This is a genomic window from Ectothiorhodospira shaposhnikovii (assembly GCF_047222355.1).
Taxonomy (GTDB): Bacteria; Pseudomonadota; Gammaproteobacteria; order Ectothiorhodospirales; family Ectothiorhodospiraceae; genus Ectothiorhodospira.
This window is the reverse complement of sequence record NZ_CP178333.1, coordinates 3,234,815-3,259,713: the sequence shown is the minus strand read 5'-3', so window position 1 is coordinate 3,259,713 and position 24,899 is coordinate 3,234,815. Positions and strand designations below refer to the sequence as shown.

The window sequence follows — 24,899 nt, the reverse complement described above, 5'->3', positions numbered from 1 at the left end:
CGCAGGTTCTCATCGATGAATGAGCCAGCTACGGGCTGGGGCTCACCGGCCATCTTGTCGGTGAGGGCCTTGGGAACTTAAAGCTACTCCTTCTAACCAGCAATATTGGTTGGTAGCGTTACTCCGTCAGTTCGGGCAAGAAGGTGTGGTAGTTCAAGTCACGGAGTCAGGCCCTTGTAGGCTCAGCTAAACCTAAACGTACGCACATCAACGTACGCACATCGATGGCAAGTGTTTTCCGATACGACATTTGAGAGTTGACTGATGAGTAATTTACCTAATTGTCCAGGTTGTAAATCCAGCTTTACATATGAAGATAGAGGCGCTTTAGTTTGCCCTGAATGTGGCCATGAGTGGAAGGCAGGAGAAGGTGAGGAGCAATACGCTGGTATAGTAGTAAAGGATTCAAATGGAAACTTGCTGAGTGATGGTGACACAATTACTGTGATTAAAGATCTAAAAGTTAAGGGAACGTCCCTCGTGGTGAAAGTTGGAGTCAAGGTCAAAAACATCAGGTTGGTAGATGGTGATCATAATATTGATTGCAAAATCGATGGCATCGGTCCAATGAAGCTCAAATCTGAGTTCGTTAAAAAGGCATAAAGAAGGACATGGCCGTGCCGGTGAGCACTGCCATCCCCCAGCGTCGGAACGTCCACGAAAAAGTAAGGGACAGGCACTCTTGAGTTGTGCCAGGCCTTCGACTGCACGAGCTTTCGGTTAATCGCGCCGGAATATGGTCAGTAAAGGCCAGTGGCCACTGGCGCGTGACCTTCCGGTTCGAGGATGGAGATGCCGGGATCGTGAACTATGAAGATTACCACTGAGGTGTCGCCGATGTTGATGCACAACCCCCCCCATCCTGGTGAAGTGTTGCGTGAGCTTTGCCTGGAGCCAATGGGCCTCTCTGTAACGGCCGCTGCAGAAGCATTGAGGGTCAGTCAAAAAACCCTGAGTGCTGTGTTGAACGGCAGAGCGGGCATTAGGGGGGCTCTAAAAATCACATTTCCTGAAAAGCCCTGCTTCTCTGGTATGGAAACAGAAGTTCACAGCCCATGATCACATCTGCAGACAGGAAAATGGAGGCCTCAAGATCTCAAATGATGGATCTTTCCGGGCGATTTGCGCCCCATCCCAAGGATATGCATGATCCCTCATGCGGTCGCCCGTTCAGGTTGTACAGCATGTTGTTCAAGGCAATCTTGACCCCGGGCGCGGGCCAGGCCGATGGTTCTCACCAGTTGCCCTCCCATGGTCGCCTGGCTGGCAAAGACATGCTCGACCCGAGCGCGTATTTTGGATCGGCGCCGGTTGGCGACCTTTTGCCGCTCGTTGAGCGGTCGATTGACCTGTCCTTTGGTGTGAATGTGGCTGCGGTAGCCCTGAGCAGCCAGCGCCTGTTCCCGATCTTTCGACCGGTAGGCGGCATCCCCCCAGAGATCGGCACTGGTATTGGTGTCATCCAGCAGAAAATCCAGCATCTGGCTATCGTGGCCGCTGGCATCGCTCACCTCGAAGTGCCGGATCAGCTTGTGTTTGCGGTCAATGCTGATGTGGTTCTTGTAGCCGTAAAAGGTCTTGTTGTGCTTCTTGGTCCAGCGAGCGTCACGGTCTTTCTGCCGCAACTGGTGCGGCTTGTCCTCCCAGCCTTCGGGCATCTTGCCCTCCTTGATCGCCTCATTCTCCTGGCGGCTGTTACGCTGGCGGGGCGCCTGCACCATGCTCGCGTCCACGATCTGCCCTTGCCGGGCCACAAAGCCCGCAGCCTCGATCTGCCGTATCAGGGCACAAAACAGCTCATCCACCAATTCCAGTTCCTTGAGCCGCTCCCGAAACACCCAGACCGTCTTGGCATCCGGTACCTGTCCCTCCGGCTTGAGGCCCAGGAAACGGCAAAACGAGTAGCGATCACGGATCTGGTACTCCACCTGATCGTCCGACAGGTTGTACAGGCGCTGAATCACCAGCACCTTGAACACCAGCACCACGTCATAAGGCTTGCGCCCGGCCTTGCTCTTGCGGGGCTTGTCATACACCTGAGCCAGCAACGGACGAAACATCTCCCAGTCCACCACCCGATTCAGCTTTGGCAGCGGGTCGCCCAGCTTTTCCAACAGGGCGTAGCGTTCGTCCAGGTCAAACAGTCCGGGGATCATTGGCGGCGGCGTCACGGTGGGAGCCTATCTGTATCATGACCGAGCAGGACGTATTTTTCGAGGTTCCCTCGAGTATCGATAGGCTATCAGAGGAATCAAATAGCCTCGAGTTTATCTACCAGCGAAAGCTCGAGGCCCTGAGTGAACTCAAACAATCTTTCCTGCAAAAAGCCTTCTCCGGCGAACTCACCGCGGGTAAGGAAGTATCCGATGTAATCCGCAACAAGGAGGAAGTTGCATGACCACTGAAACTCAGGCCCCCATCATCATCTTCGAGGGCGTTGGCAAGGCCGTCGAGGTACGACTAGATACCGACCGCGAGACCGTCTGGCTTAGCCAGGCGCAGATGGTCGTGCTGTTTGGGCGGGATCAGTCGGTGATCTCGCGCCATGTTGGTAATGCTTACCGGGAGGGTGAGTTGGATCGGGAGACCACTATGCAAAAAATGCATAGTGCAAACTCAGACAAGCCAGTGGAGTTTTACAACCTGGATGTGATCATTTCAGTGGGTTACCGCGTCAAGTCTCATCAGGGTACCCGCTTCCGCCAGTGGGCCACCCGCGTCCTCCGCGAACACCTCACCCAGGGTTGGACCCTGAACCGCCAGCGCTTTGAGGAAAATGCCCGGGAACTGGAGGCGGCCCTGGCGCTGGTGCGCAAGGCCGCGCAAAGCCCGGCGCTGGACGCGGGCAGCGGTCGTGGTCTGGTGGATATCGTCAGCCGCTACGCCCAGACCTTTCTGCTGCTGCAGCGCTACGACGAGGGGCTGCTGACCGAGCCACGTGCCCAGCCGGGTGGAAGCCTGCCCACACTGGAACAGGCGCGGGCCGCGCTGGACAGTCTGAAATCCGAGCTCATGGCGCGCGGCGAGGCGACCGATCTGTTCGCCCGGGATCGGGGTGACGGTCTGGCCTCGCTGCTGGGCAATCTGGATCAGAGCGTGTTTGGCGAGCCCGCTTACCCCAGCGTGGAGTCCAAGGCCGCGCATCTGCTGTATTTCGTGGTCAAGAACCACCCGTTTTCCGATGGCAACAAGCGCAGCGCGGCCTTCTTGTTCGTGGACTTCCTCCACCGTAATGGCCGTCTGCTGAATGCGGCAGGTGAGCCGGTGATCAACGACGTGGGCCTCGCGGCACTGACCCTGCTGGTGGCCGAGTCGGATGCCGCCCACAAGGAGACCATGATCCGTCTGATCATGAACATGCTGGCTGGAGCCCGAGAGTGAAGGAAGCCGGCCTCAACGAAGCCGAAACCCGCGCTGAACTCATCGACCCGGCCCTGAAGGAGGCAGGGTGGGGTGTGATGGAGGCCAGCCGGGTGCGGCGTGAGGTGATCACCCTCGGTCGGCTGCAGGGCGGCGGCAAACGGGCCAGGCAGGACATCGCCGACTATGTGCTGATCTATCGCGGCCAGAAGCTTGCGGTGATCGAGGCCAAGAAACGCAGCTTGCCGGTGACCGAGGGACTGGCCCAGGCCAAGCGCTATGCCGAGCGCTTGCAGACCCGATTCGCCTACGCCACCAATGGCGACGGCATCTACCGGGTGGACATGGGCACGGGCACGGAGGGGCCGGTGGATGCCTGGCCCTCTCCCGATGGGCTGTGGGTGGAGACCTTTGGCACGGGTGCCGGTGTTCAAGACAGCTGGCGGGAACGCTTCGGCGCGGTGCCCTTCGAGGACAAGGGTGGGTTCTGGCAGGCGCGCTATTATCAGCACAACGCCATCAACCAGGCGCTGGAGGCCGTTGCGGCGGGTCGGGATCGCATTCTTCTGACCTGGCCACCGGCACCGGCAAGACCGCCATCGCCTTCCAGATTGCCTGGAAGCTGTTTCATGCCCGCTGGAGTCTGGCGGCACGCGCCTCGGGCACGCCTGTTCAGGGATCTGCCCGAGCTGTTCAAGGACGAAGACGAACTACGCCGCCTGTGGGGTCGCCCGGATACCCGGAAAAAGCTGCTGGAGGGGCTGGAGGAGAAGGGCTACGGCAGGCAGGAGTTGGCCGATGTGGGCAAGCTGATCGAGGCCGAGCACAGCGATCTCTACGATGTGCTGGCCTACATCGCCTTCAACATGGCGCCGGTGAGCCGGGCCGAGCGAGTGGATGCCCACAAGGCGCGCATCTTCCATGGCCACCATCGTTTGCTTCTTTTCGGGTAAGGCGGTGTTGGGTTGGTCGTCGTCACTTTTGTCCTTGCCATCGTTGAACACTGCCGCTTTAGTGCAGGATGAATTCTGGATGGGCATTGATGAGGTAGAACGCGACCATACCGACGAGCGTGGCCAAGCCTGGATCTCGCCGTATCGACATGGACGCACCCGCAGCGATCACCCCTCCCGTCACGGCCATCAACTCCAACGAACTTTCGGACTGCTCGAACGTGGGCAGGATGACCGCAGCGGCCATTGCCGCCAGCAAACACGGGCCCAGGCGGTCCAGCCAGGATGATCGTGGTCCTTCCCGGCCACTGGGTCGAATCCAGAACAAGGGCAAAACACGAGTGGCGTAGGTCGCCATACCGATGATGGTGATGGTAGTCCAGAGGGCGGTCATTCGGTTCTCCGATCCGGGATAAGGGCAGGCAGGGCGCCAGCCAGGATCGCGAGTTCAGGGCGACCGAGCAAAACCATGAGCGCCGAGAGGACTCCGGCGAGCAGCATCCGCCCAAGTATCGACCGCCTCGCAGTGGACCAGACCAGCCCTACGAAAAGTGCGGGAAGGGCGAAGTCGAGCGCCCCACTGATGCCTGGGGCGTGGGACTGGAGAACGTCGCCGACCGCATTCCCCAGTGCGGTGCCGATGATCCATGTCCCCAGCGCCGAAATGGCCAGTCCTACGAGCCACCTGGAGGGCAAGGCGTGGCCACGCGCTTCGTATGCGGTCAGGGTGGTTGCGAATACCTCGTCCGTGAGGCCGTAACCGTAGGTTGCCCGGCCTGCGGGCGAAGCATTGAGACGCCCCGCGAGAACCGCTCCGTAAAGGATGTGTCTGAGGCTGGCAGCAATCGCCAATAACGCCAGAATGACCAGCGGAACCCCTGAGGCAAGCCCGCTCAGCAGGAGTGCCTGATTGGCCCCCGAAAACATGATCGCGGACCACAACGCACTTCCGAAAACCGAAAAGCCCAGTTGTGAGGACGCCGCTCCCAGCGCGAAGGCCACCGGCAAGTAGGCGGCTGCAATGGGCAGGGCGGCTTGCACTCCTGCGCGCACACCGAGATCGGCTGTCATACAGCCTCCATGACCAGAAGATGTGTCCCGGCATCCTCCTGGCCGTCTCCATCGGTTGCATAGATCCTGTGATGCTCCATGATCTCGAACCCGTTCGTCCGGGCGAGCGCCTTGAACCGTGCCGGAGATGTCTTCTGCTCGACCTCGTAGTCGAACCCTGCGATGAGCGCCTGGAGTTCCAGAAGGTGGAATCGAGAGAATACCGCCAAGGGGTGTGAGGGCTGCATCGGCCGTTCGATTTCCGTGACCTCCTCGAAGAGATCGCGAATCGTGTGCCTGGCCGCATCGCTCCGTTGGGAATATGCCATTCCCAACGCCTCGGGAAGCACTTCGGCCAAGCGCTTCGCGAGCTGGATGTCGCCCTTATGTGATCCTTTCGGCAGCTCCACCAACGTATCCAGGATGTACCAAAGGTGATGGCGAATGAGGGCGGCCTGGCGTCCCTCGCAGTCAGAAAACGCTGAGATCATCTCGTCGGCGACTAGAACACGACCGCCATTCCGGACTTGATCCCGTATTGCGGCAAGGAAGGTGGACGTGTCCAGATGGTGGGACGCACCGACCGATACGACGACCTCGAACCCCTGATTTGGGGGATCCAGTTCCGTGATTGAGGTTTGCTGGATCTCAACTGCGGGATCCTTGGCGAACCGTCGTGTCAGATGCTGAACCGCTACTTCGCTGGGATCGACCGCGAGCGCCTGCAGGTCCGGGCGCAGTTCGCGAAGCATCGCCAAGGGCAGGCCGGGCCCTGTTCCGACATCGAGGATCCGGAGTCCCTCCGTCACGGGTAGGTAGCCTGCCAGCGCAAGCGTCTGGCGGGCATAGGCGGGATGGACAAGTTCGTAGGCCTCGTAGGCGTCAACATCGATCCTGGCTTCAAACAGGCGCCTTGCGGTGGCGTCATCTGGCTCCCGGCTATGTTCTATCGTGCCCACGCCCAGCGGCACTGTTGGCCTGCCGTGTCTCGTCAGAGCCTCCGCAGCCAAGGCCGACTCCATCAGGGATGACGTCTCGCTGACAGAGCGCTGGATGCGGTCCAGATCGCACGATCCGAAACGCGCAGTAGCGAGGTCTGCAAGCTTCAGGCATCGGTCCGCCAGGTTTCCCTTCAGGGACTCAGTCGCTGTAGGAAGGCGCGCCATTTGCGGTGCCCGGTAGAGTGAGAGGATTCCGGGGGCGCTGCCAGTGAGGACGAAGCGACGCACGGCGGGGCTATGCGGGACGGTCGCGATTCTTCTGCGAAGCTCACTCACGGCTTTCGCGGGGCTGAGTTGCGCCGGGAGCTGGAACCTCTTGGTGTTTATGCCCACCCCGTTCTGCACCTCGATCGTGGCGCGGGCCATCAGCGATACAACTTCCTCCCAATCAACCTTGCTCCGAGGCCAGTTCAGCTCCAAATCGGGCCGTGCCCCATCCTCCTGGAGGGGATAGACCACCGTTACGATGGCGCGTGCGCTCGCGCGTTCGGCCGAATAGATGTGTGGTACATCGGCCGCGAATGAGGCGGATTGCCCAGCTTTCAGCAGGCTGGGGCCTTCCGCCGGTCCCGTCAGCAGCTCTCCGGCAAGAACGACCACATGTTCGTGGACCCCGGAAACATGGGGGCGGGCGTTTCGGGATACTCCGGCTGGCAATTCCAAAAGGTAAGCCTCGACGATCTTCGGGCTCGTCCGCCGGTCAATGAGCTGCACGCTGGCGCCGTCGTCGTCCACAACGCACTCATCCTTGCTGTCGCCGATCAGGGTGCCGAAATTCACGCCAAGTGCGTCCGCGAGGTTCCATAGCGTCTGCACACGTGGGTTGTCGGCCCCGTTTTCAAGTGCGGAGATCGATGCGCGGCTGACCGAGCTGAGTTCCGCAAGCCCATCCAGCGTCAAACCCCGGCGGCGTCGGATGGTCGCAACGTTCTGCCCTATGCTCCATACCCGTTTGCTGTCTGTCTCCAGCACGGCTCAAGTGCCTCCAATGGGTTTTCTTTTAAAGAAGAAAATCCAGAATAATGGATATCGTTGGTGTTGGAAAGGCCTCACTGGACCGAATTGGGGATGACGCCGAACCCGCAAGCCTGGCTCCGTAAGATCGGGTCCGCGGGGGCGCTGCTGCCTTGGTTTGATTTTTAGCGTCATCAAACTGGACCTGGGTGTGGATATGGAACGGGTACTTTCCGGTGAGGTGTCGGGGCTGTTCGTGGCGGCCGAGCCGTTTGCCTTCCAGGCAGCGGATTGACGCCGTGTGGCGCCAGAGGAAGGGTTTGCAACGATCAATGGATGTGATTGATCCGAACTGGCGCGTTCACATGTGGACCTGGGAGAGCTGGCGGCACGTGGTAATGCCTGGGTGGCCGAGGCCGATGCCGTTCAGCGGTAACGATCCACCCCCAGGCCGGCGGGGTCGATGTCCGGGGAACGTCCGCTGACCAGATCGGCCACGAATCTTGCCGAGCCCAGGGACATGGTCCAGCCCAGGGTGCCGTGGCCGGTGTTCAGGAACAGGTTGTCGTAGCGGGTCCCGCCCAGGATGGGCACGTTGTCCGGGGTCATGGGGCGCAGTCCGGTCCAGAACTCCGCCACCTCCACCGCGCCGCCGCCGGGGAACAGGTCCCGAACCACGAATTCGATGGCCGCCCGGCGCTGTTGCGGCAGGTCCTTGTTGTCGCCGGCGATCTCCGCGATCCCTCCCACCCGGATGCGGTGGTCGAAGCGGGTGACGGCCACCTTGTACTTCTGGTCCATCACCGTGGACTGGGGTGCCCGATCCTCGTCCAGGATCGGCATGGTGAGGGAGTAGCCCTTGAGGGGATAGATGGGCAGATGGATGCCGATCCCGCCCAGTACCCTGGGTGATTCACAGCCCAGCGCCACTACGTAGCGGTCGGCGGTCAGGGTGCCGGTGGAAGTCCTGACGCCGGTGATTTTCCCGTTGCCGGTGTCGATGGCCTCGACCGAGGTGTTCATCAGGAAGGTCACGCCCAGGGTTTCACAGGCCTTTGCCAGGGCCAGGCTGAACTTGCGGCAGTCACCGGTCTCATCTCCCGGCAGCAGCACGCCTCCGGCGATCTTTTCCCGCACGTGGGCCAGGGCCGGTTCATGGCGGATGCAGGCGTCCACGTCCAGCACCGCATGGGGAATATGCCAGCGTTCCAGGATGGCCACATTGTCGCCGGCCTCCGCCAGATCCTTTTCCGTGCGGAACAGTTCCAGGGTGCCCTTCTGACGGCCATCGTAGTGCAGCGGCAGTTCTTCCCGCAGTACCTTGAAGCATTCGGCGCTGTAACGGGCCACCCGCAGCATGCGTTCCTTGTTCACCGTGAAGGCCGAGCTGGTGCACTGCCCCAGCATCCTGACCAGAAAGCCCAATGCCCGAATGTCGATGGCCTTTGGGTTGATGTAGAGGGGGGCGAGGTCCTGCGTCAGCCATCGGATGGCCTTGAAGGGGACGCCCGGTGCGGCCCAGGGGGTGGAGTGGTCGAACGACAGCATGCCCGCATTGGCGTGACTGGTTTCCATGGCAGGTTCCTCCAGCCGGTCGATCACCGTCACTTCGTGTCCCGCCCTGGCCAGATACCAGGCGCTGGTGACACCGATCACGCCACTGCCCAATACCAGAACTTTCATGGGTGGAGCCTCATACGCCGGGAAGGGGATGGGTCTTTTCAGGTAAGAATGATTCGGTGCGGGAAAGTTTTCTGTTTGATGGAAAAGTTGATGAGGCGGGGAGCCAGTCACGGACTTTCAGCAGATCAGGGTCGGCGGATGAAAAAAGGGCGCGGCCGGAAGACGGCTGCGCTCGAGGGTTTCAGGATGAATGACACCGCCCTGGTCAGGCATGGACTGAAGCAGGCTGGCGTCATCCGGATCATGTACAACTCCCCGTGAAACCGGTATTCCTCGATCCGCTTACCTTCCCGCTCGATGATGGTCACTGCGGGTTCGATCAGCCTCTTTTTTTCTTCGGAGGTCGGTTCCAGGTCGCCGAATTCGCAGAAGTTGAAGATGGCATCCACCACTGAGGGTTAGGGTGGGGAATGAAATGACTCCCAGAGGATGTCATAGGGTACTTGCATGGCGTCGTCGGCACAGTCGTGTTCAGGTATTTTGGTGTTTGCCTCCATTGGCGCGATGGTCAGTATACGCAGTTTCGGATCGAGCCCCTTCAAGTGTCGCGGCACGCCGACGTCCGTGCGAACATGCTCCCTCCCGGCCACCAGCACCCGCTGCCCTCGACCCTGGGACAGGCGCAGAGCCATGTATGCATCACGCGCCAATTGTGCGATCACCAGACCACCGATGGCTGACGAGCCTTCATCCAACTGATGCGAATTCCTCATCAATGGCAAGAGGCATTGCGAGATGGACTCCAGTTCGCCCACCCTTCCCAGGGGGAACAACTGGTCACGCAGGGAACGGGGAATTGCCATGGAGCCATAAAGACTGACATTGCGCATCAATGGGTCGGGAAGATCCGCATGCAGGACCGCAAGTTCAGCGCGATCCGCCATTTCAAAAAGAGGGGCATAGGCATCCCATCGGTGCCAGCCTCGCGCGCTCCATTCCAGCGCCTCCTCGCGAGCCCGGTCGTGATCCTCCAGCGTCAGGAATGCGACTGGTTGTTTCACCATATTTCGATAGATTTCATAGCGTTTCTCCTGTCTTTCACTCAGCATCTCGAAGTAAAGATCGGGTTCGGCGCCCGCATCGACAAGCATTTGTATGATGCGGGCCTGAACACGATGGTGTTGCACATTGCCATGCAGTTCACCAATGAGTACCGTGTCGGCATCACGCAGTCGATTCATGAGTTCGGACTCGCTTATCCGGGCACCTGTAACCGTGTCGAAATAATCTATTTCCGCTCCCGACAAAGGGTGTGCGCAAAGAAGCCAGATCAGGATAAGAATGATAGGATTCGCGAGACGGTGGATCATGCAGTTCATTGAAACGATACTGGCATCAGCTGATGGGGTGATAGCAGTAACGCATCCTCACCCAGAGTGAGCAAAGGATTCTCTGCTCTGGATTCTGTTGACGGCACCAGGGCCAGCAGCTTGCCCTGCGATACGGCGTCATTTTGCGACATCCAGAAATGTTCGAATCGACTGCGTCGAAGACGGGTATTTCCCCAGGATGAGTCCGCAAGCAGGACGCCATGCGCATCGATTCCCTTGAGCACGGAAAAATGTCCCTCTTCCCATTGGTTCAAATAGACGATGACCGGTCGACGGAGTTGCCTGAGCGTGCCGTAATCCATCGCTATTCCGATCGACCTGAAACCATATTCCTCTGCAACACGCGCCAGATCCGCAAAGGAGAACTCGGCCTTGGCTCCAATACGATCAATGATCTCCAGTTCGCTTGTCTCCACTCCGTAATAGCCGAGCAGGGTGGCAAGCGATGCGGCACCGCAGGAATAATCGAAGCGCTGCTTGATCAAACCTTCATCTCTCATCTCCTTCCAGGAGCGCACAGGCATCCTATCGAGGAAACGATCGGCGATTGCCACATCCGTCGCCGAGACACCTCCCATGGGACTGATCAATAGAGCCCCGCAACAACCTAGCAGGAAGAGTTCACGTATGGCGCTCGTCACGCAGCACCCCCCGGGAGAATGCCGGTAAATACCAGGCCAATCGCCACCGCCATGGTCAGCAGTGCCAATCCCACCACGAATACCACCGTGGCGATCAGTATTCCCGCAATGCTGTATCCCAAGGTGACGTCGGTTGCGTCGGAAATGGCATTAGCCATCACCCAGAGGGTGTAAAGCCATAGGGGCAATAGTAGAAGCCCGGGCACTCCCGCAAAGGCCAGCAAGGGCAACAGCATATCAATGCCCCAAGAGGCAATGATGACCTTATCCAGCCAGCCCTGCCCATCCCACCGATTCCCACGAACCAACCACCAGCGCATGATACGAAGACACACCCAGAACCATACCCAGTAGACCACAATGCCTATCAGGAAGGCGAACGGCAGCGGCACCCCCAGTGAGGGGTCGAGACCTAGGACCAAGCCAATCACCGTCAGCAGAATCGCAGCCTGCCAGAAAGGGAAAGTGTAGTCGGTCATCGGCCGGCCCTTGAGGCGGGCCAGATCGACGGCGATCATAATTATATTCATTTCGGTTGCCTCACGGTTTTGGCAGCGTGCTTATCCCTTTTGGTCACGCAAACTGCCGTTGCCTAACGGCGGGTATTCATTTCCTTCTGTCGACAATAAATATTCGCCAGAGAGTATGAGAGGATTGCTGTCATCATAAATAATGCCCGGTATGCCGGTAATGCTAGTAAGGAGCATAATGGAGATGTAAGCGCTGACATGTATTGGCTTTCATTGGTCAAAGGTAAGGCAAGCCGGATCTACATAAATAGCATTATAATGATTCCGGTCTCGCCATAAAAAATGATGCGGCGCGCTTAAAACCCGCGAACATCCCCTCATTGATCGCAAACCTGACTTGTCACATAGCCTCCAAGCCCGAACGTAGAATTAACAGAGACAGAAATAAAAATCAGCAACATAAACGCCGGGAATGAAAGCTCGACTATGCGCCAATCCCCTCTCTTTAGGCCGCGGAAGACAAGAGCCAATGTATAAGGTCCAATTATCAGTAATACTCCGACCGAGAAAGTCACCAAGAACTCACATGATGAAATCATGGGTGTCACCTAGATGATGGTTTTTGCTTATTACATATCATCTGAGTCATGCGTGATAACTCTTGCGGAATGACAGCTCGCGCATCCACTTTGCGTATACCCAATTGCCAATCCAGAGTAAAACCCAACCTGAGTTCCGAGTATGAGATTAGTGCCAAAATTTCCGACTGGGCCTAACAGGGCACCTGTAAGTGCGCCACCACCAACTGCTGTAGCTAGACCACCATAAGATCCCTCCCCCGAACCCATTGCCTGCCCGAGATAAAAAGCGCCACCAGAAAGCCCTCCAATAACAGCACCTGGCAGCCCCCATCTACCTGTCACATCTCTCATTTCCTGATCATTCAGATATGAAAGATTCAAAGGCGTCAATTGGTTTTCATCAGGATCCTGCGGACTGAACAGGTAATCCAGCGCCTCCTCGCTCAATGGTTCTGGCTTCAGATCCCAGGATATGCGGAACTGATGGGGTGGATCGGCATGCGAGGACATGCCGTGGTTGGACACTGAATCTGACTGAGTGGAACTGGCAGTCTGGGAAAAGAAACCAGAAATCAACACCATTGAAAACGCAGCGGCGCCGACAGCCTGATGGGAAAACTTGTATAATGCTTTCATGCTGCTTCTCCTTCCTTGGTGAAAATAGGCAATGGAAATTAACAGCGACCGACTACTAGCGCCGCCATGTCAGACTGGCAGTGATTTGAGCCATGTCATTCCCGGCCACGCCACCCTGAACATTGAAATTCATCACAACCGAAGGCGTGAAACGCTGCACATAACCCAAGGTAAGCGCCGTGCTTCCTTGCCAATGGTCGTGCGAGTCATTCACCGCCCCCGCAAGACGGAAGCTCTGGGTAAGCCCTCCTCTGACGCTGATCTCCGGATTCATCGCCAGTCCCACGGACATGCCGATCCCCAGTACATCCCCGGGGTCATGATGTCTGCCATCAATTTTACGGGATGCCAGGTGGCTGTAGGTTCCAGTCAACGTGAGAATGACAGGGTCGAATGCCCAATGACCGGAAGCACCGAGGGTCGCCGTCTTGCCCGATAACGTGTTTCCGCTACTTCGTTCCGCCAGCGCCACCTCTGCAAAGGCCAGCACATACGGCTGATCGATGGGCCGGGTGATACGGCGATCAAAACCAGCGCTAAGGACGCGCCAGTCCGCTTCACGCTCGGTTCGTGTCGTATCGTTTTCGCGTATCAAGCTGCGGCTTGCGTCTGCTTTGAGACCAAGATTTAAATTGGACGTGGGACTGATGGCATAGCGCATGTCGAAATTGACAAACAAGGCGTCTCGGCGCCGATCATCAACGTTCACTTCCGGGAGTACAAGCGCATAACCGTGCGCAATGGGGAAGGCATTCGTGGAGACGCTGACGCTCCTGCTGTCGGAACTCCTGTATCCAATGCCAGCAGTCAATGCATGCCGGCCCTGGCTTGGTGCGAAGTCCTCAATCCTGAAGGGGGTATCGGAGTTGGAAACCTCTTCCGCGTGTAGCGGCATTGCCAAGGTTGCCGATACGGTGGCGGCAACCCACGCGGTCAACCGCAACACCCAATCGCGACCCACCGCGTAGAAGCCACCATGCTTGTGACCGGTTCGGGATAACGAATGGGAGAACACCATGCAACCTCCTGTCGCGGTGACTAACGTTCATCCTTGCTAGCGCTTGACGTGGAAATCTATGGATGCCAGAAAGCGCTAGTGAAAATAATAATGATTCAGATTCCATTGTCAACAGATGACTGCGCGAACCGGTGGTCCACGCCTCTCAGTGGCAGCGCCACCAGCGGCCCACCGAATCACTGCTGGCTCAGTCCGCGCCGCTACCGGAGCAGGAGGGCCAGATAGTTGTCGACGGAGACCTCATCAATCCCTCCCATCCGGATGCGGTGTTGAAGTGGGTGACGGCCACTTTTGCCGGTGTCAATGGCCTCGATCGAGGTGTTCATCAGGAATGTCACGCCCAGGGTTTCGCAGGCCTTTGCCAGGGCAAGGGTCAATAGGAATGGTTCGGCGAGGGAAAGCTTTCAGCAGATCAAGATCTGCAGACGAAAAAAGGGCGCAGCCGAAATCAGTTTGCGCCCGAAGATTTCAGAGTGAATGGTAGAGGCGGGGTCTGAACCCCGCCTCTATCCCTCCACCTACTTCAGATCAAAGCGGTCAGCATTCATCACCTTGACCCATGCCTTGACGAAGTCCTTGACGAACTTCTCCCGGTTGTCGTCCTGGGCATAGACTTCGGCATAGGAACGCAGGATCGAGTTGGAACCGAACACCAGATCAACCCGGGTGGCCGTCCACTTCACCTCGCCGCTCTTGCGATCACGGATTTCGTAGAGGTTGTTGCCGGCCGGTTTCCAGCTGTAGCGCATGTCGGTGAGGTTGACGAAGAAGTCGTTGCTCAGCACGCCCACGCGATCCGTGAACACACCATGCCGGGTGCCGCCATGGTTGGTGCCCAGGACGCGCATGCCGCCCACCAGCACCGTCATTTCCGGGGCGGTCAGCCCCATCAGCTGGGTGCGGTCCAGCAACAGTTCCTCACCGGTGACCACATAGTCCTTCTGCTGCCAGTTGCGGTAGCCGTCGTGGATGGGTTCCAGCACGGCATAGGACTCAGTGTCGGTCATCTCCTCGGTGGCATCCCCACGGCCCGGTGCAAAGGGCACGGTGATGTCCACGCCGGCATCCCGTGCCGCCTTTTCCACCGCCGCCGTACCGCCCAGCACGATCAGGTCGGCCATGCTCACCGGCTTGCCCAGGCCGGCCTGGATGCCTTCCAGCACGCCCAGTACCTTCTTGAGACGTTCCGGCTCGTTGCCTTCCCAGTCGCACATCGGCGCCAGACGAATCCGGGCGCCGTTGGCGCCGCCCCGGCAGTCGGAACCACGGAAGGTACGGGCACTGTCCCAGGCAGTGGCGACCAGCTCGGAAACGCTCAGGCCGCTGGCGAGGATCTTGTTCTTGAGGTCGGCGATTTCGCCATCATCCAAGGTGTAATCCACGGTGGGGATGGGGTCCTGCCAGATCAGGTCCTCCTGGGGCACGTCCGGACCCAGGTAACGGCTCTTCGGCCCCAGATCGCGGTGGGTCAGCTTGAACCAGGCCCTGGCGAAGACCTCGTTGAAATACTCGGGATCCTTGTAGAAACGCTCGGAGATCTCCCGATAGATGGGGTCCTTGATCATGGCCATGTCGGCGTCGGTCATGATCGGGTTGTAGCGGATGGACGGATCTTCCACGTCCACCGGCTTGTCTTCCTCCTTGATATCGACAGGCTCCCACTGCCAGGCACCGGCCGGGCTCTTCTTCAGCTCCCATTCGTGCTCCAGCAGCATCTTGAAGTAGCCGTTGTCCCACTTGGTGGGGTAGGTGGTCCAGGCGCCTTCAATGCCGCTGGTGATGGTTTCACGGCCACAGCCCTTGCCCTGGGGGTTATGCCAGCCCAGGCCCTGTTCTTCGACGCCGGCCCCTTCGGGGTCCGAGCCCAGCCTGGAGGCATCGCCGTTACCATGGCATTTGCCCACGGTATGGCCACCGGCGGTCAGGGCCACGGTTTCCTCATCGTTCATCGCCATGCGGGCAAAGGTGATGCGCACGTCATGGGCGGTCTTGAGTGGGTCGGGATTGCCGTCCACCCCTTCCGGATTGACGTAGATCAGGCCCATCATCACGGCGGCCAGGGGGTTTTCCAGGTCGCGCTCGCCGGAGTAGCGGCTGCCTTCGCCGCCGGACTTGGCCAGCCATTCCTTCTCGGAGCCCCAGTAGATATCTTTTTCCGGATGCCAGATGTCCGCGCGGCCACCGGCAAAGCCGAAGGTCTTCAGACCCATGGACTCATAGGCCATGTTGCCGGCCAGAATGATCAGATCGGCCCAGGAGAGCTGGTTGCCGTACTTTTTCTTGATCGGCCACAGCAGGCGACGGGCCTTGTCCAGGTTGACGTTGTCGGGCCAGCTGTTGAGCGGCGCAAAGCGCTGGTTGCCGGTCCCGGCCCCCCCGCGGCCGTCGGCAATGCGGTAGGTGCCGGCGGCGTGCCAGGCCATGCGGATCATCAGGCCGCCGTAGTGTCCCCAGTCGGCCGGCCACCAGTCCTGGCTGTCCGTCATCAGCGCCCGCAGGTCCCGCTTTACGGCTTCCAGATCCAGCTTCTTGAATTCCTCTGCATAATCAAAATCTTCGCCCAGGGGGTCGGTCTTGGAATCATGCTGGTGAAGGATGTCCAGGTTCAGTGCATTGGGCCACCATTCCATGACGTTGTTGGAAGCTCCGCTGGCGGTGTTGCCGCCGTGTACTACCGGGCACTTGCCCGGGCTGCTGACGTTGTTTCCGGCCATGTCTATCTCCCCATTTACCACTTGGTTGGTTGATTCGATCAAAATCCAGACCACGTTCGGGGCAGGGCAGCCCGCTCATGCGGCCTGTGCGAGGCCAGGTTCACCGACGATGACTGCCGGGAGTGACTCGCGCCAATTCGTTCGCCCTGCGTTCGTTATTAGTTTATAGATGGTATGGGTAATACAATCAAATAAATGGTTTTCATTTTTTTGATAGTTTTTAACAATTGATTGATGCCCTCGTCCCTGTGGGATGAGGCTGTGGGCCATGCCGGTGCATCAGCTGCTTCGGTGTGCCCCGGATACCCAGGTTCGCCATCCGCGGGTTATCCTCCCCGACATTTGAACTTGGGGGGCGAGCCCGTGTTGATGGTGCAGGGAATTGCCGGACTGGTGGTCTTCATCGGCATCGCCTGGTTGCTCAGCGAGGATCGCTGGCGCATGCCCTGGCGGGCGGTGGCGGCGGGCCTGGGACTGCAGTTCGGTCTGGCGGCGTTGTTGCTGTGGGTGCCGGGCGGACGTCATCTGTTCCTGTGGGCCAACGAACTGGTCATTGCCCTGAGCCAGGCCACTCGGGCGGGCACGGCCTTTGTCTTCGGTTATCTGGGTGGTGCCGAGTTACCCTTCGAGGCCGAAGGGGCCGGGCAGGCCTTTGTCTTCGCCTTCCAGGCCTTGCCGCTGATCCTGGTCATGAGTGCCCTGTCGGCCTTGCTGTTCCACTGGCGTGTGTTGCCGCTGATCATTCGCGGGGCTTCCCGGGTGCTGGAGCGCAGTTTCGGCATCGGCGGAGCCCTGGGGGTGGGGACGGCGGCCAATGTCTTTCTGGGCATGGTGGAGTCCTCTCTGCTGGTGCGACCCTATCTGGCGCGCATGACCCGAAGCGAGCTGTTTGCCCTGATGACCGTGGGCATGGCCACTTTGGCGGGCACCATGCTGGTGCTCTATGCCACCTTCATCGGCCATGTGCTGGATGACGCCCTGGGGCACCTGATCATTGCCTCGGTGATCAGCCTGCCCGCGGCGCTGCTGATCGCGGCGGTGATGGTCCCCGCCACCGGCCCGGCCACTCAGGGGGCGCTGGACGAGGGGCTGGATCCGGCGGCCGGGACCATGGACGCCATCACCCGGGGTACCCTGCGGGGACTGGAGCTGTTGCTGCAGATCGTGGCCTTGCTGGTGGTGCTGATCGCCCTCGTGGCCCTGGCCAACGGCCTGCTGGGCCTGCTGCCCGCGGTGGGGGGAGCCGACCTGAGCCTGGAACGCCTGTTGGGCTGGATCATGGCGCCGCTGGCGTGGTTGATGGGCATTCCCTGGGCGGAGGCCCAGGTGGCCGGGACATTGCTGGGTGTGAAGACCGTCCTCAACGAAATGCTGGCCTTCCTGCAGCTGGCGCAGCTGGACCCTCAGGTGCTTTCCCCGCGTTCCGAGCTCATCCTGATCTATGCCCTGAGCGGCTTTGCCAACCTGGGCAGTCTGGGCATCCTCATCGGTGGTCTGGGCGCGATGGTGCCGGAGCGGCGTGGCGAGGTGGTGGCACTGGGGATGCGAGCCCTGGTGGCCGGGACACTGGCCACCCTGATGACCGGAGCCGTGGTGGGGTTGCTGACGCCGTTGGGGTGAGTGGGGAAGGACATGGGCCTCTGTTGCCACGGCGTGTTTGGGAGTGTTGGAGTGGTTGGGAGTGAAGGAGCAGAGTGTGGCGGAGTTTCCGATGGAGCATTTCTTCAACAATGTCGGCACCCATGGTGCCGACGAACCGCCGTGCCATTGCCGGCATTGGGGCGACGCCGGTAGCGCGAGGGGGGCTTGAACATTGAAAATCCTCCACACCTCCGACTGGCATCTGGGCCGACGTCTTTTCGGCCGCCAGCGTTATGAGGAATTTGAGGCCTTTCTGGACTGGCTGGCCGTGCTCATCGAGGACGCCGGGGTGGATGTGCTGGTGGTGGCCGGGGATGTGTTCGACACCAGCACCCCCAGCAACCGGGCCCAGTCCCTGTATTACCGGTTTCTGTGCCGGCTGGCCGGTTCCTGCTGCCGGCATGTGGTGGTGGTGGCCGGCAATCATGATTCCCCCACCTTTCTGGATGCCCCCCGCGAACTGCTGAAGGTGCTGGATGTGCATGTGATCGGTGCCGTGCCCGATGACCCTGCCGACGAGGTGCTGGTCCTGCATCACCCGGAGACGGGGACGGCGGAACTGGTGGTCTGCGCCGTGCCCTATCTGCGGGACCGGGATATCCGCCGGGTGGAGGCGGGGGAGAGCGTGGAAGACAAGGACCGCAAGCTGATCGAGGGAATCCGTGACCATTACCGGAGCGTGGTCGAACTGGCCTGTCGGCGCCGGGCGGCACTGGACGGGCATCCGCCCATGCTGGCCACGGGCCATCTGTTTACCGCCGGTGGCCGGACGGTGGACGGCGACGGGGTGCGGGATCTGTATGTGGGGGCCCTGGCCCACGTGGGCAGCGATATCTTCCCTGATGGCCTGGACTATGTGGCCCTGGGCCATTTGCACGTGGCGCAGACGGTGCAGGGCTCGGAGCGGGTGCGCTACAGCGGCTCGCCCCTGCCCATGGGCTTTGGCGAGGCCGGGCAACGCAAGAGTGTCTGCCTGGTGGAACTGGAGGCAGGCGGCACCCTGACAGTGCGTTGTCCGGAGGTGCCGGTGTTCCAACCCCTGGCCCGGGTGCGTGGCGACTGGGAGGCGATCCAGACCCGGTTGCGGGAACTGGTTGCCGCCGACTCGCGGGCCTGGCTGGAGATCATCTACGAGGGGGAGGCGGTGATCGGTGACCTGCGGGCACGGCTGGACGAGATCCTGGCGGGCAGTCGTCTGGAGGTCCTGCGGCTGAAGAATGCCCGGGTCATCGACCGTGTGCTGGCGCAGTGCCACGACCGGGAAACCCTGGATGATCTGGATGTCCATGATGTCTTCGAACGCTGCCTGACCCGGCATGAAGTGCCGGACACGCAGCGGCCGTCCCTGCGCCTGGCCTATCGGGAGACCGTGGCCGCCCTCCATGATGCCGACCCGCTTGCGGAATAGGACTCTGCCCCGTGCGCATCCTGCAGATACGTTTCAAGAACCTCAATTCCCTGGCCGGTGAATGGGAGATCGACCTGACCCATCCCGCTTTCACCGCCGACGGCATCTTTGCCATCACCGGCCCCACCGGCGCCGGCAAGACCACGTTGCTGGACGCCATCTGCCTGGCTCTGTACGGGCGCACGCCGCGCCTGCACCGGGTCAACCGCAGCGGCAACGAGGTCATGTCCCGGCACACGGGTGACTGCTTTGCCGAAGTCACCTTCGAGACGCCGACGGGACGTTATCGTTGCCACTGGAGCCAGCACCGGGCCCGGCGGCGGCCCGACGGGGAGTTGCAGGCCCCCCGCCACGAGATCGCCAATGCGGACACCGGGGAGATCTTCGAGGCCAAGGTCCGGGGGGTGGCGGAACAGATCGAACAGGCCACGGGCATGGATTTCGAGCGTTTCACCCGTTCCATGCTGCTGGCCCAGGGCGGTTTTGCGGCCTTCCTGCAGGCGCCGCCGGACGAGCGCGCGCCGATCCTGGAGCAGATCACCGGCACGGAGATCTACAGCCGCATCTCCGTGGCCGTGCATGAGCGTCGCGGCGAGGCCCGCCGTACCCTTGAGCATCTACGGACGGCGCTGGAAGGCATGCGTCTGCTCAGCCTGGAGGAAGAGCAGCAGTTGTCGGCGGAACTGGCGGCGCGGCAGGCCCAGGAGACGGCCTTGCACGCACAGGTGGAACAGCAGCGCAAGGCCGTCGACTGGTTGGAGGGGATCGCGACACTGGAGGCCGCCCAGTTGCAGATCCAACAGGAGGCAGCGGATCTTGAGGCCCGTATCGAGGCCTTCGCCCCGGATCGGCAACGGCTGCACCGGGCCCGGCAGGCCCTGGAGTTGGCGGGCGATCATGCCGCCCTGATCCAGTTGCGCCAGGGTCAGGCACGGGATCGGGCGCGGCAGGTTGCCGGTGAGGCCGAGTTGCCCGGTGCCGAGGAGGCGGCCCGGCAGGCGGAAGCCGTCCTGCAGCAAACGCAGGAACAACTGAACACCGCCCGCGAGACGCTGCGGGCGCGTCTGCCGGTGCTGCAGAAGGTACGGGAACTGGATCTGCAGGTCGCCGACCGTCGCGCCGCCCTGGCCCAGTCCCATGAAACGCTGGCGACTTCGAAGCAGCGTCTGGAGGCGCTACGCTCGGAGCAGACCGGGGCGGAAGCGCGGTTGCAGGCGGGACGGGAACAGATCGAGGCATTGCGTGGTGAACTGGACCGGACCCGTGCCGATGAAACCCTGGTGGGTCGGCTGACCGGCATCCGGGAGCAGGCCAATGCCCTGGAGGCCCTGCATCGACAGCAGGATGAGGGGATCACCGCGCTTCGGCAGTATCGTGAGGCCCAGGAACGGGCCGAGGCGGAGCGACAGGCCTGCCACGAGCGGTTTGAAGCCTTGACCCTGGCGCAGCAGGATCTGCAGGCCGGGTGGCAGGAGATCCACCAGGTCATGGAAGCCCGGCTGCTGGGCCGGACCCTGACCGACTGGCGCTCGGATCTGGCGGCGTTGCAGGCGCGGGAGACGCGGATCCGGCAGGCAGGGGAGGCCCTGGCGGCCCGGGATCAGGCTCACTCCCGGCTGGCGGCCCTGGTGGTGGAGGAGCAGGGATTGTCCGCGGACCTTGAGCGCCTGGGCGGGGAGGCCGGAACCCTGGCCGAACGGCTCCACGGGCTGGAGGAAAAGGCGACATTGCTGGAGACCCAGCAGGGTCTGCTGCAGCGCATCGAGGCCCTGGAATCGGCGCGTGGGCAGTTACGGGACGGGGAACCCTGCCCCCTGTGCGGCGCCCTTGACCACCCCTATGCACGGGGCAATGTGCCCGCGGCGGACGAGACCCGGGAGGCCCTTGAGCGGGTCAGGACCGAACTGAAGACCCTGCGGCAACAGGACACGGATCTGCGGGTTCGACGGGCCCAGGTGGATAAGGATCTGGAACGGATTTCCCGGGAACGGCAGACCCAGGCCACGGCACTGGAGGCGTGGACCACCGAACTGGTCCGCCATGGGGAAGCCTTGGCGTCGGCGGACCCCGAGTGGCCCGGGCAACTGGAGGCCCTGGCCGGGGAGAATGCCGATCAACTGAAGGCCGTCGCCTCGCGCATTGCGACGGTGGAGGCGGACCAGACGGCGCTGGAGGGGCGTCGACAGGCATTGGAGCAGGCCCGGGAGGCGCTGGTCGAGGCGGAAAAGGCCTTGATGGCCGCCGGCCATCGCCGGGATGGGGAAGCGGCGACGGTCCGGCGACTGGACGGGGAGCTGTCGGAGTTGCGGGCGCGCCTAGCCCGGCAGCAGGATCTGCTGCTGGATTCGGTGCAGCCGCTGGGTATCCGGTCCGTCGATCGGGCATCCCTGCCCGCGCTGCTGGAACAACTGGAACAGCGTCATGATCAATGGCAGTCCCGCCGGCAGGCCCTGGCGACCCTGGAGGGAGAACTCAAGGCCCTGGAGATCGGCATGACCCATCGTGACGGACAGATCCGGGACAGCGCCGAGGATGTGCATCAGCGGTCCATCCAGGCCGACACCCTGGAACAGTCGACCGAGATCCTTTGGGCCGAGCGCCGGCGGTTACTGGGGGAGCAGTCGCCGGAGACGGAACAGCAACAGCTGGAGGCCGCCGTGGAAGCGGCGGACGGGGCGCTGGAGTCGGCCCGGGAACAGGCCCGCCGGACGGGGGATGAATGCCGGCAGTTGCGCATCCGGCTGGAGGATCTGCGCACGGCCCTGGCGGAGCGGGAACCCCGGCTGCGGGAGGCGGAGACGGCCTTCCGGCAGCGCCTGGAGGCGCTGGGCCTGGCGGATGAGGCCGACTTCCAGGCCGCCTGTCTGCCGGAACCCGAGCGCCGGGCACTGAGCGAACAGGCCCAGGCACTGGAGGCGGCGCGGGTGGCCCTGGACGCCCGCGCCGAGGACACCCGCCGTCTGCTGGCGACGGCCCGGGAACAGGCTTTGACCGATCAGCCCCTGGTGGTGCTGCGGGAACAGCTGACGGAGCAGATCCGTGCCCATCAGGCGGTGCAGCAGGCGATCGGCGGACTGCGTCAGCGCCTGGCGGACAATGACACCCTGCGGCACCGGTATCGGGAGCAGACGGCGGCCATCGAGGCACAGCAACGGGAGTGTGACCGCTGGGATCAGTTGCATGAACTCATCGGGTCCGCCGACGGCAAGAAATACCGCAACTTTGCCCAGGGGCTGACCTTCGAACTGATGATCGGCCACGCCAACCGGCAGTTGCAGAAAATGACGGACCGTTATCTGCTGATCCGCGACGAGGCCCAGCCGCTGGAGCTGAACGTGATCGACAGCTATCAGGGGGGCGAGATCCGTTCCACCAAGAACCTCTCCGGCGGCGAGGGGTTCATCGTCAGTCTGGCGCTGGCCCTGGGGCTGTCCCACATGGCGGGGCGTCAGGTTCGGGTGGATTCCCTGTTCCTGGACGAAGGGTTCGGTACCCTGGACGACGATGCCCTGGATACGGCCCTGCAGACCCTGGCGGGGCTGCGGGAAGAGGGCAAGCTGATCGGCCTGATCTCCCATGTATCCGCACTGAAGGAACGCATCGCCACCCGTATCCAGGTGACCCCCCAGACCGGAGGCAGAAGCCGGATCAGCGGTCCGGGGTGTCGTGGGGGGACATGATCCCGTCGACCGTGAGTCGCCGGGTCACCACCATTCTGAACTCATGTCTTGTAGCCCTGGATCTGTTTTCGCAGTGCCGCGGCGGTTCCCGCAAGCCCGTCACTGGTGGTGGCGATGTGCGTGGCGCTCTGGGCGGTCTGGATGGCGGATTGACTGATATTGTTGATGTTGCGGTTGATCTCTTCGGCCACGGTGGATTGTTCCTCCGCGGCACTGGCGATCTGCAGGTTCATGTCGGAGATGGCGGCGATGCCGGTTTCTATGGTGGACAAAGAGGCTTCCGCGAAGCCGGCCTTTTCCGCCGTGTTTCTGGCTTTTGTCTGGCCCCGGTTCATGACCTGGGCCGCATCGTTGGCGCCCTTTTGCAGCCGTTCGATCATGGCCTGGATCTCCTGGGTGGAGGCCTGGGTGCGGCTGGCCAAGGTACGAACCTCGTCGGCCACAACGGCAAATCCCCGTCCCTTTTCACCGGCCCGGGCCGCCTCGATGGCGGCATTGAGGGCCAGCAGGTTGGTCTGTTCGGCGATGCCTCGTATCACGTCCACCACCTTGCCGATATCGTCGCTGTCGGTGGAAAGGCGATTCATCGCCTCGGCGGCGTTTTCCACCTCCGTGACCAGTTCCCCGATGGCCTGGATGGTTTCCGACACCACCCGGTTGCCGGCAGTGGTTTCGGTCCGGGTGGCCCGGGCTGAATCGGCGGCCTGGCTGGCGTTTCTGGCCACTTCCTGAATGGTGGTGACCATCTCGTTCATGGCGGTGGCAACCTGCTCGATCTCCCGGGTCTGCCGCTCGGTCTGGCCTTGTGCCTGCACGGCATGGCTGGACAACTGGTTGCCGGCTCCGGCGATTTGTTCCGTGCCCTGGGTTACACCGCGAACCAGTTCATGGATTCGGTCCGCGAACCGGTTGAAGGCTGCGGAGAGTTCGGTCACTTCGTCTTGGCCCCGCACCTTGAGCCTGCGTGTCAGGTCGCCGCCGCCTTCGGCAATCTCCTTCAGGGCACCGGCCAGTTCCCGGATGGGGCGGGTGATCATGCCTGCAAAGCCAACGGACAGCATCAGGCCCAGCAGGATGGCGGCGGCCAGCGCGACCAGCATCCAGGTCACCAGGCGCCGCATGCCCGAGGCGATGATGTCGTCCGCGTCCTGGCGGGACACCCCCAGGCCGAACATCCCGATGACCCGGCCAGCATCGTCCATCACCGGCTCATAGGCGGCCAGGTAGCGCGTGCCCAGCACCTGCAGCTCGCCGACGTGCCGCTCACCACGGATCATGGCGTCGTAGGCGGGCGATTGCCGGCTCAGCGTCGTGCCTATGGCCCTTTGTCCCTCTGCGTTGCGAAGATTGGTGCTGACCCTGACGAAATCGTCCCCGCGCCGCACGGACAGTCCCAGGTCCACCCCCATGTCCCGGTGGAAGGCGTCCACCATCTCGAAACGACCTTCAATCGGGCGGCCGTCACTGTCCAGTAGTTGTCCATTGTGGACGCTCAGGGAGCCGTAATGGTTCTTGAGGTAGGATTTCAGGGCTTGCAGGTCCCCGTCGACCTTCATGAGGAGTGTGTGGTCAACCAGCAGCCGGGCCATCCCCGACGCGGAAAGGTGCGCCACGCCGGTGAGCAGGCAACCCAGCAGCAGGAAGCTCAAGCTGGCAAACAGGATCATCCGCAGCCGGATTGTCATTTTGTCGTCCCTATGTCGATTCTTGTTTTGGTTTTTCGACTTGAGGTGCGGTCCCCCGGTACCGTCACCATCCGTCACGGCTGCCTGCCATCC

The 24,899-nt window shown here is 61.4% G+C and carries 21 protein-coding genes and 3 pseudogenes; 10 read left to right on the top strand and 14 right to left on the bottom strand.

Going from position 1 to position 24,899, the window contains the following annotated elements; translation table 11 throughout:
- Positions 1-264: 264 nt before the first annotated feature.
- From ACLF6L_RS15015 to ACLF6L_RS15005, 3 genes and pseudogenes are all read left to right on the top strand, one after another.
- A complete protein-coding gene (locus ACLF6L_RS15015; protein ID WP_200176632.1) occupies positions 265-603 on the top strand; it encodes a zinc ribbon domain-containing protein YjdM in 339 nt (112 codons plus the stop codon).
- An 86-nt stretch (positions 604-689) separates the two neighbouring features.
- Entirely contained in the window at positions 690-827 is a 138-nt protein-coding gene (locus ACLF6L_RS15010) for a type II toxin-antitoxin system RelE/ParE family toxin (RefSeq protein WP_412852009.1), read from the top strand.
- A 10-nt stretch (positions 828-837) separates the two neighbouring features.
- Positions 838-984: pseudogene (locus ACLF6L_RS15005) on the top strand (HigA family addiction module antitoxin); the annotation flags it as partial.
- A gap of 112 nt (positions 985-1,096) precedes the next feature.
- On the opposite strand, the pseudogene ACLF6L_RS15000 reads toward ACLF6L_RS15005, so the two are convergent.
- A pseudogene (locus ACLF6L_RS15000) lies at positions 1,097-2,156 on the bottom strand (IS5 family transposase).
- 35 nt (positions 2,157-2,191) lie between these two features.
- Between ACLF6L_RS15000 and ACLF6L_RS14995 the strand changes: the two are divergent.
- The 4 genes and pseudogenes from ACLF6L_RS14995 to ACLF6L_RS14980 all read left to right on the top strand — a co-directional run bounded on the left by ACLF6L_RS14995 (position 2,192) and on the right by ACLF6L_RS14980 (position 4,313).
- Positions 2,192-2,398: a restriction endonuclease subunit S gene (locus tag ACLF6L_RS14995; RefSeq protein ID WP_412852008.1), complete on the top strand. Its 207-nt coding sequence runs from the start codon at positions 2,192-2,194 to the stop codon at positions 2,396-2,398.
- On the top strand, positions 2,395-3,381 hold the full coding sequence (gene rhuM / locus ACLF6L_RS14990; protein ID WP_412852007.1) for a RhuM family protein: 987 nt from the start codon (positions 2,395-2,397) through the stop codon (positions 3,379-3,381). Before ACLF6L_RS14995 ends, rhuM begins: the two co-directional genes overlap by 4 nt.
- Positions 3,378-4,030 (top strand): annotated as a pseudogene (locus tag ACLF6L_RS14985) (type I restriction endonuclease); the annotation flags it as partial. The gene rhuM and the pseudogene ACLF6L_RS14985, both read left to right, overlap by 4 nt.
- On the top strand, positions 3,990-4,313 hold the full coding sequence (locus ACLF6L_RS14980) for a type I restriction-modification enzyme R subunit C-terminal domain-containing protein (RefSeq protein WP_412852006.1): 324 nt from the start codon (positions 3,990-3,992) through the stop codon (positions 4,311-4,313). The pseudogene ACLF6L_RS14985 and the gene ACLF6L_RS14980, both read left to right, overlap by 41 nt.
- A 58-nt stretch (positions 4,314-4,371) precedes the next feature.
- Here the strand turns inward: ACLF6L_RS14980 and ACLF6L_RS14975 are convergent, their stop codons facing one another.
- The 12 genes from ACLF6L_RS14975 to katG form a co-directional block, all read right to left on the bottom strand.
- Positions 4,372-4,707, bottom strand: a complete 336-nt coding sequence (locus ACLF6L_RS14975) for an AzlD domain-containing protein (protein ID WP_200176627.1) — start codon at positions 4,705-4,707, stop codon at positions 4,372-4,374.
- Complete coding sequence (locus ACLF6L_RS14970; protein WP_200176626.1) at positions 4,704-5,384, bottom strand: AzlC family ABC transporter permease; 681 nt, start codon at positions 5,382-5,384, stop codon at positions 4,704-4,706. The genes ACLF6L_RS14975 and ACLF6L_RS14970 overlap by 4 nt, the downstream gene beginning before the upstream one ends.
- Positions 5,381-7,336, bottom strand: coding sequence for a methyltransferase domain-containing protein (locus ACLF6L_RS14965; protein ID WP_412852005.1), 1,956 nt, complete (start codon positions 7,334-7,336; stop codon positions 5,381-5,383). The genes ACLF6L_RS14970 and ACLF6L_RS14965 overlap by 4 nt, the downstream gene beginning before the upstream one ends.
- Positions 7,337-7,744: 408 nt before the next feature.
- A complete protein-coding gene (locus ACLF6L_RS14960; RefSeq protein ID WP_412852004.1) occupies positions 7,745-9,001 on the bottom strand; it encodes a D-amino acid dehydrogenase in 1,257 nt (418 codons plus the stop codon).
- 125 nt (positions 9,002-9,126) lie between these two features.
- Positions 9,127-9,390 carry a DUF2782 domain-containing protein gene (locus ACLF6L_RS14955; protein ID WP_412852003.1) on the bottom strand — a complete coding sequence of 88 codons (264 nt, stop codon included), beginning with the start codon at positions 9,388-9,390 and terminating at the stop codon, positions 9,127-9,129.
- Between the two features lie 9 nt (positions 9,391-9,399).
- A complete protein-coding gene (locus tag ACLF6L_RS14950) occupies positions 9,400-10,311 on the bottom strand; it encodes a ChaN family lipoprotein (RefSeq protein ID WP_412852002.1) in 912 nt (303 codons plus the stop codon).
- 5 nt (positions 10,312-10,316) lie between these two features.
- Positions 10,317-10,886 carry a C39 family peptidase gene (locus tag ACLF6L_RS14945; protein WP_412852001.1) on the bottom strand — a complete coding sequence of 190 codons (570 nt, stop codon included), beginning with the start codon at positions 10,884-10,886 and terminating at the stop codon, positions 10,317-10,319.
- 83 nt (positions 10,887-10,969) lie between these two features.
- The gene (locus ACLF6L_RS14940; RefSeq protein ID WP_412852000.1) at positions 10,970-11,491 is read right to left on the bottom strand and encodes a hypothetical protein; all 522 of its coding nucleotides are present in this window, start codon (positions 11,489-11,491) and stop codon (positions 10,970-10,972) included.
- Between the two features lie 581 nt (positions 11,492-12,072).
- Positions 12,073-12,660 (bottom strand): hypothetical protein, encoded by a 588-nt coding sequence (locus ACLF6L_RS14935; RefSeq protein WP_412851999.1) that lies wholly within the window; start codon positions 12,658-12,660, stop codon positions 12,073-12,075.
- A 55-nt stretch (positions 12,661-12,715) separates the two neighbouring features.
- Complete coding sequence (locus ACLF6L_RS14930; protein ID WP_412851998.1) at positions 12,716-13,678, bottom strand: hypothetical protein; 963 nt, start codon at positions 13,676-13,678, stop codon at positions 12,716-12,718.
- A 200-nt stretch (positions 13,679-13,878) separates the two neighbouring features.
- Entirely contained in the window at positions 13,879-14,004 is a 126-nt protein-coding gene (locus tag ACLF6L_RS14925) for a hypothetical protein (protein WP_412851997.1), read from the bottom strand.
- 192 nt (positions 14,005-14,196) lie between these two features.
- Complete coding sequence (gene katG / locus ACLF6L_RS14920; RefSeq protein WP_412851996.1) at positions 14,197-16,392, bottom strand: catalase/peroxidase HPI; 2,196 nt, start codon at positions 16,390-16,392, stop codon at positions 14,197-14,199.
- Positions 16,393-16,761: 369 nt separating this feature from the next.
- Between katG and ACLF6L_RS14915 the strand changes: the two genes are divergently transcribed.
- The 3 genes from ACLF6L_RS14915 (at position 16,762) to ACLF6L_RS14905 (ending at position 23,121) form a co-directional block, all read left to right on the top strand.
- Positions 16,762-18,012 carry a NupC/NupG family nucleoside CNT transporter gene (locus ACLF6L_RS14915; protein ID WP_412851995.1) on the top strand — a complete coding sequence of 417 codons (1,251 nt, stop codon included), beginning with the start codon at positions 16,762-16,764 and terminating at the stop codon, positions 18,010-18,012.
- 193 nt (positions 18,013-18,205) lie between these two features.
- Positions 18,206-19,441 (top strand): exonuclease SbcCD subunit D C-terminal domain-containing protein, encoded by a 1,236-nt coding sequence (locus ACLF6L_RS14910; RefSeq protein WP_412851994.1) that lies wholly within the window; start codon positions 18,206-18,208, stop codon positions 19,439-19,441.
- An 11-nt stretch (positions 19,442-19,452) separates the two neighbouring features.
- The gene (locus ACLF6L_RS14905; RefSeq protein WP_412851993.1) at positions 19,453-23,121 is read left to right on the top strand and encodes an AAA family ATPase; all 3,669 of its coding nucleotides are present in this window, start codon (positions 19,453-19,455) and stop codon (positions 23,119-23,121) included.
- A 41-nt stretch (positions 23,122-23,162) separates the two neighbouring features.
- On the opposite strand, the gene ACLF6L_RS14900 is transcribed toward ACLF6L_RS14905, so the two are convergent.
- Entirely contained in the window at positions 23,163-24,806 is a 1,644-nt protein-coding gene (locus ACLF6L_RS14900) for a methyl-accepting chemotaxis protein (protein WP_412851992.1), read from the bottom strand.
- Positions 24,807-24,899 lie beyond the last annotated feature (93 nt).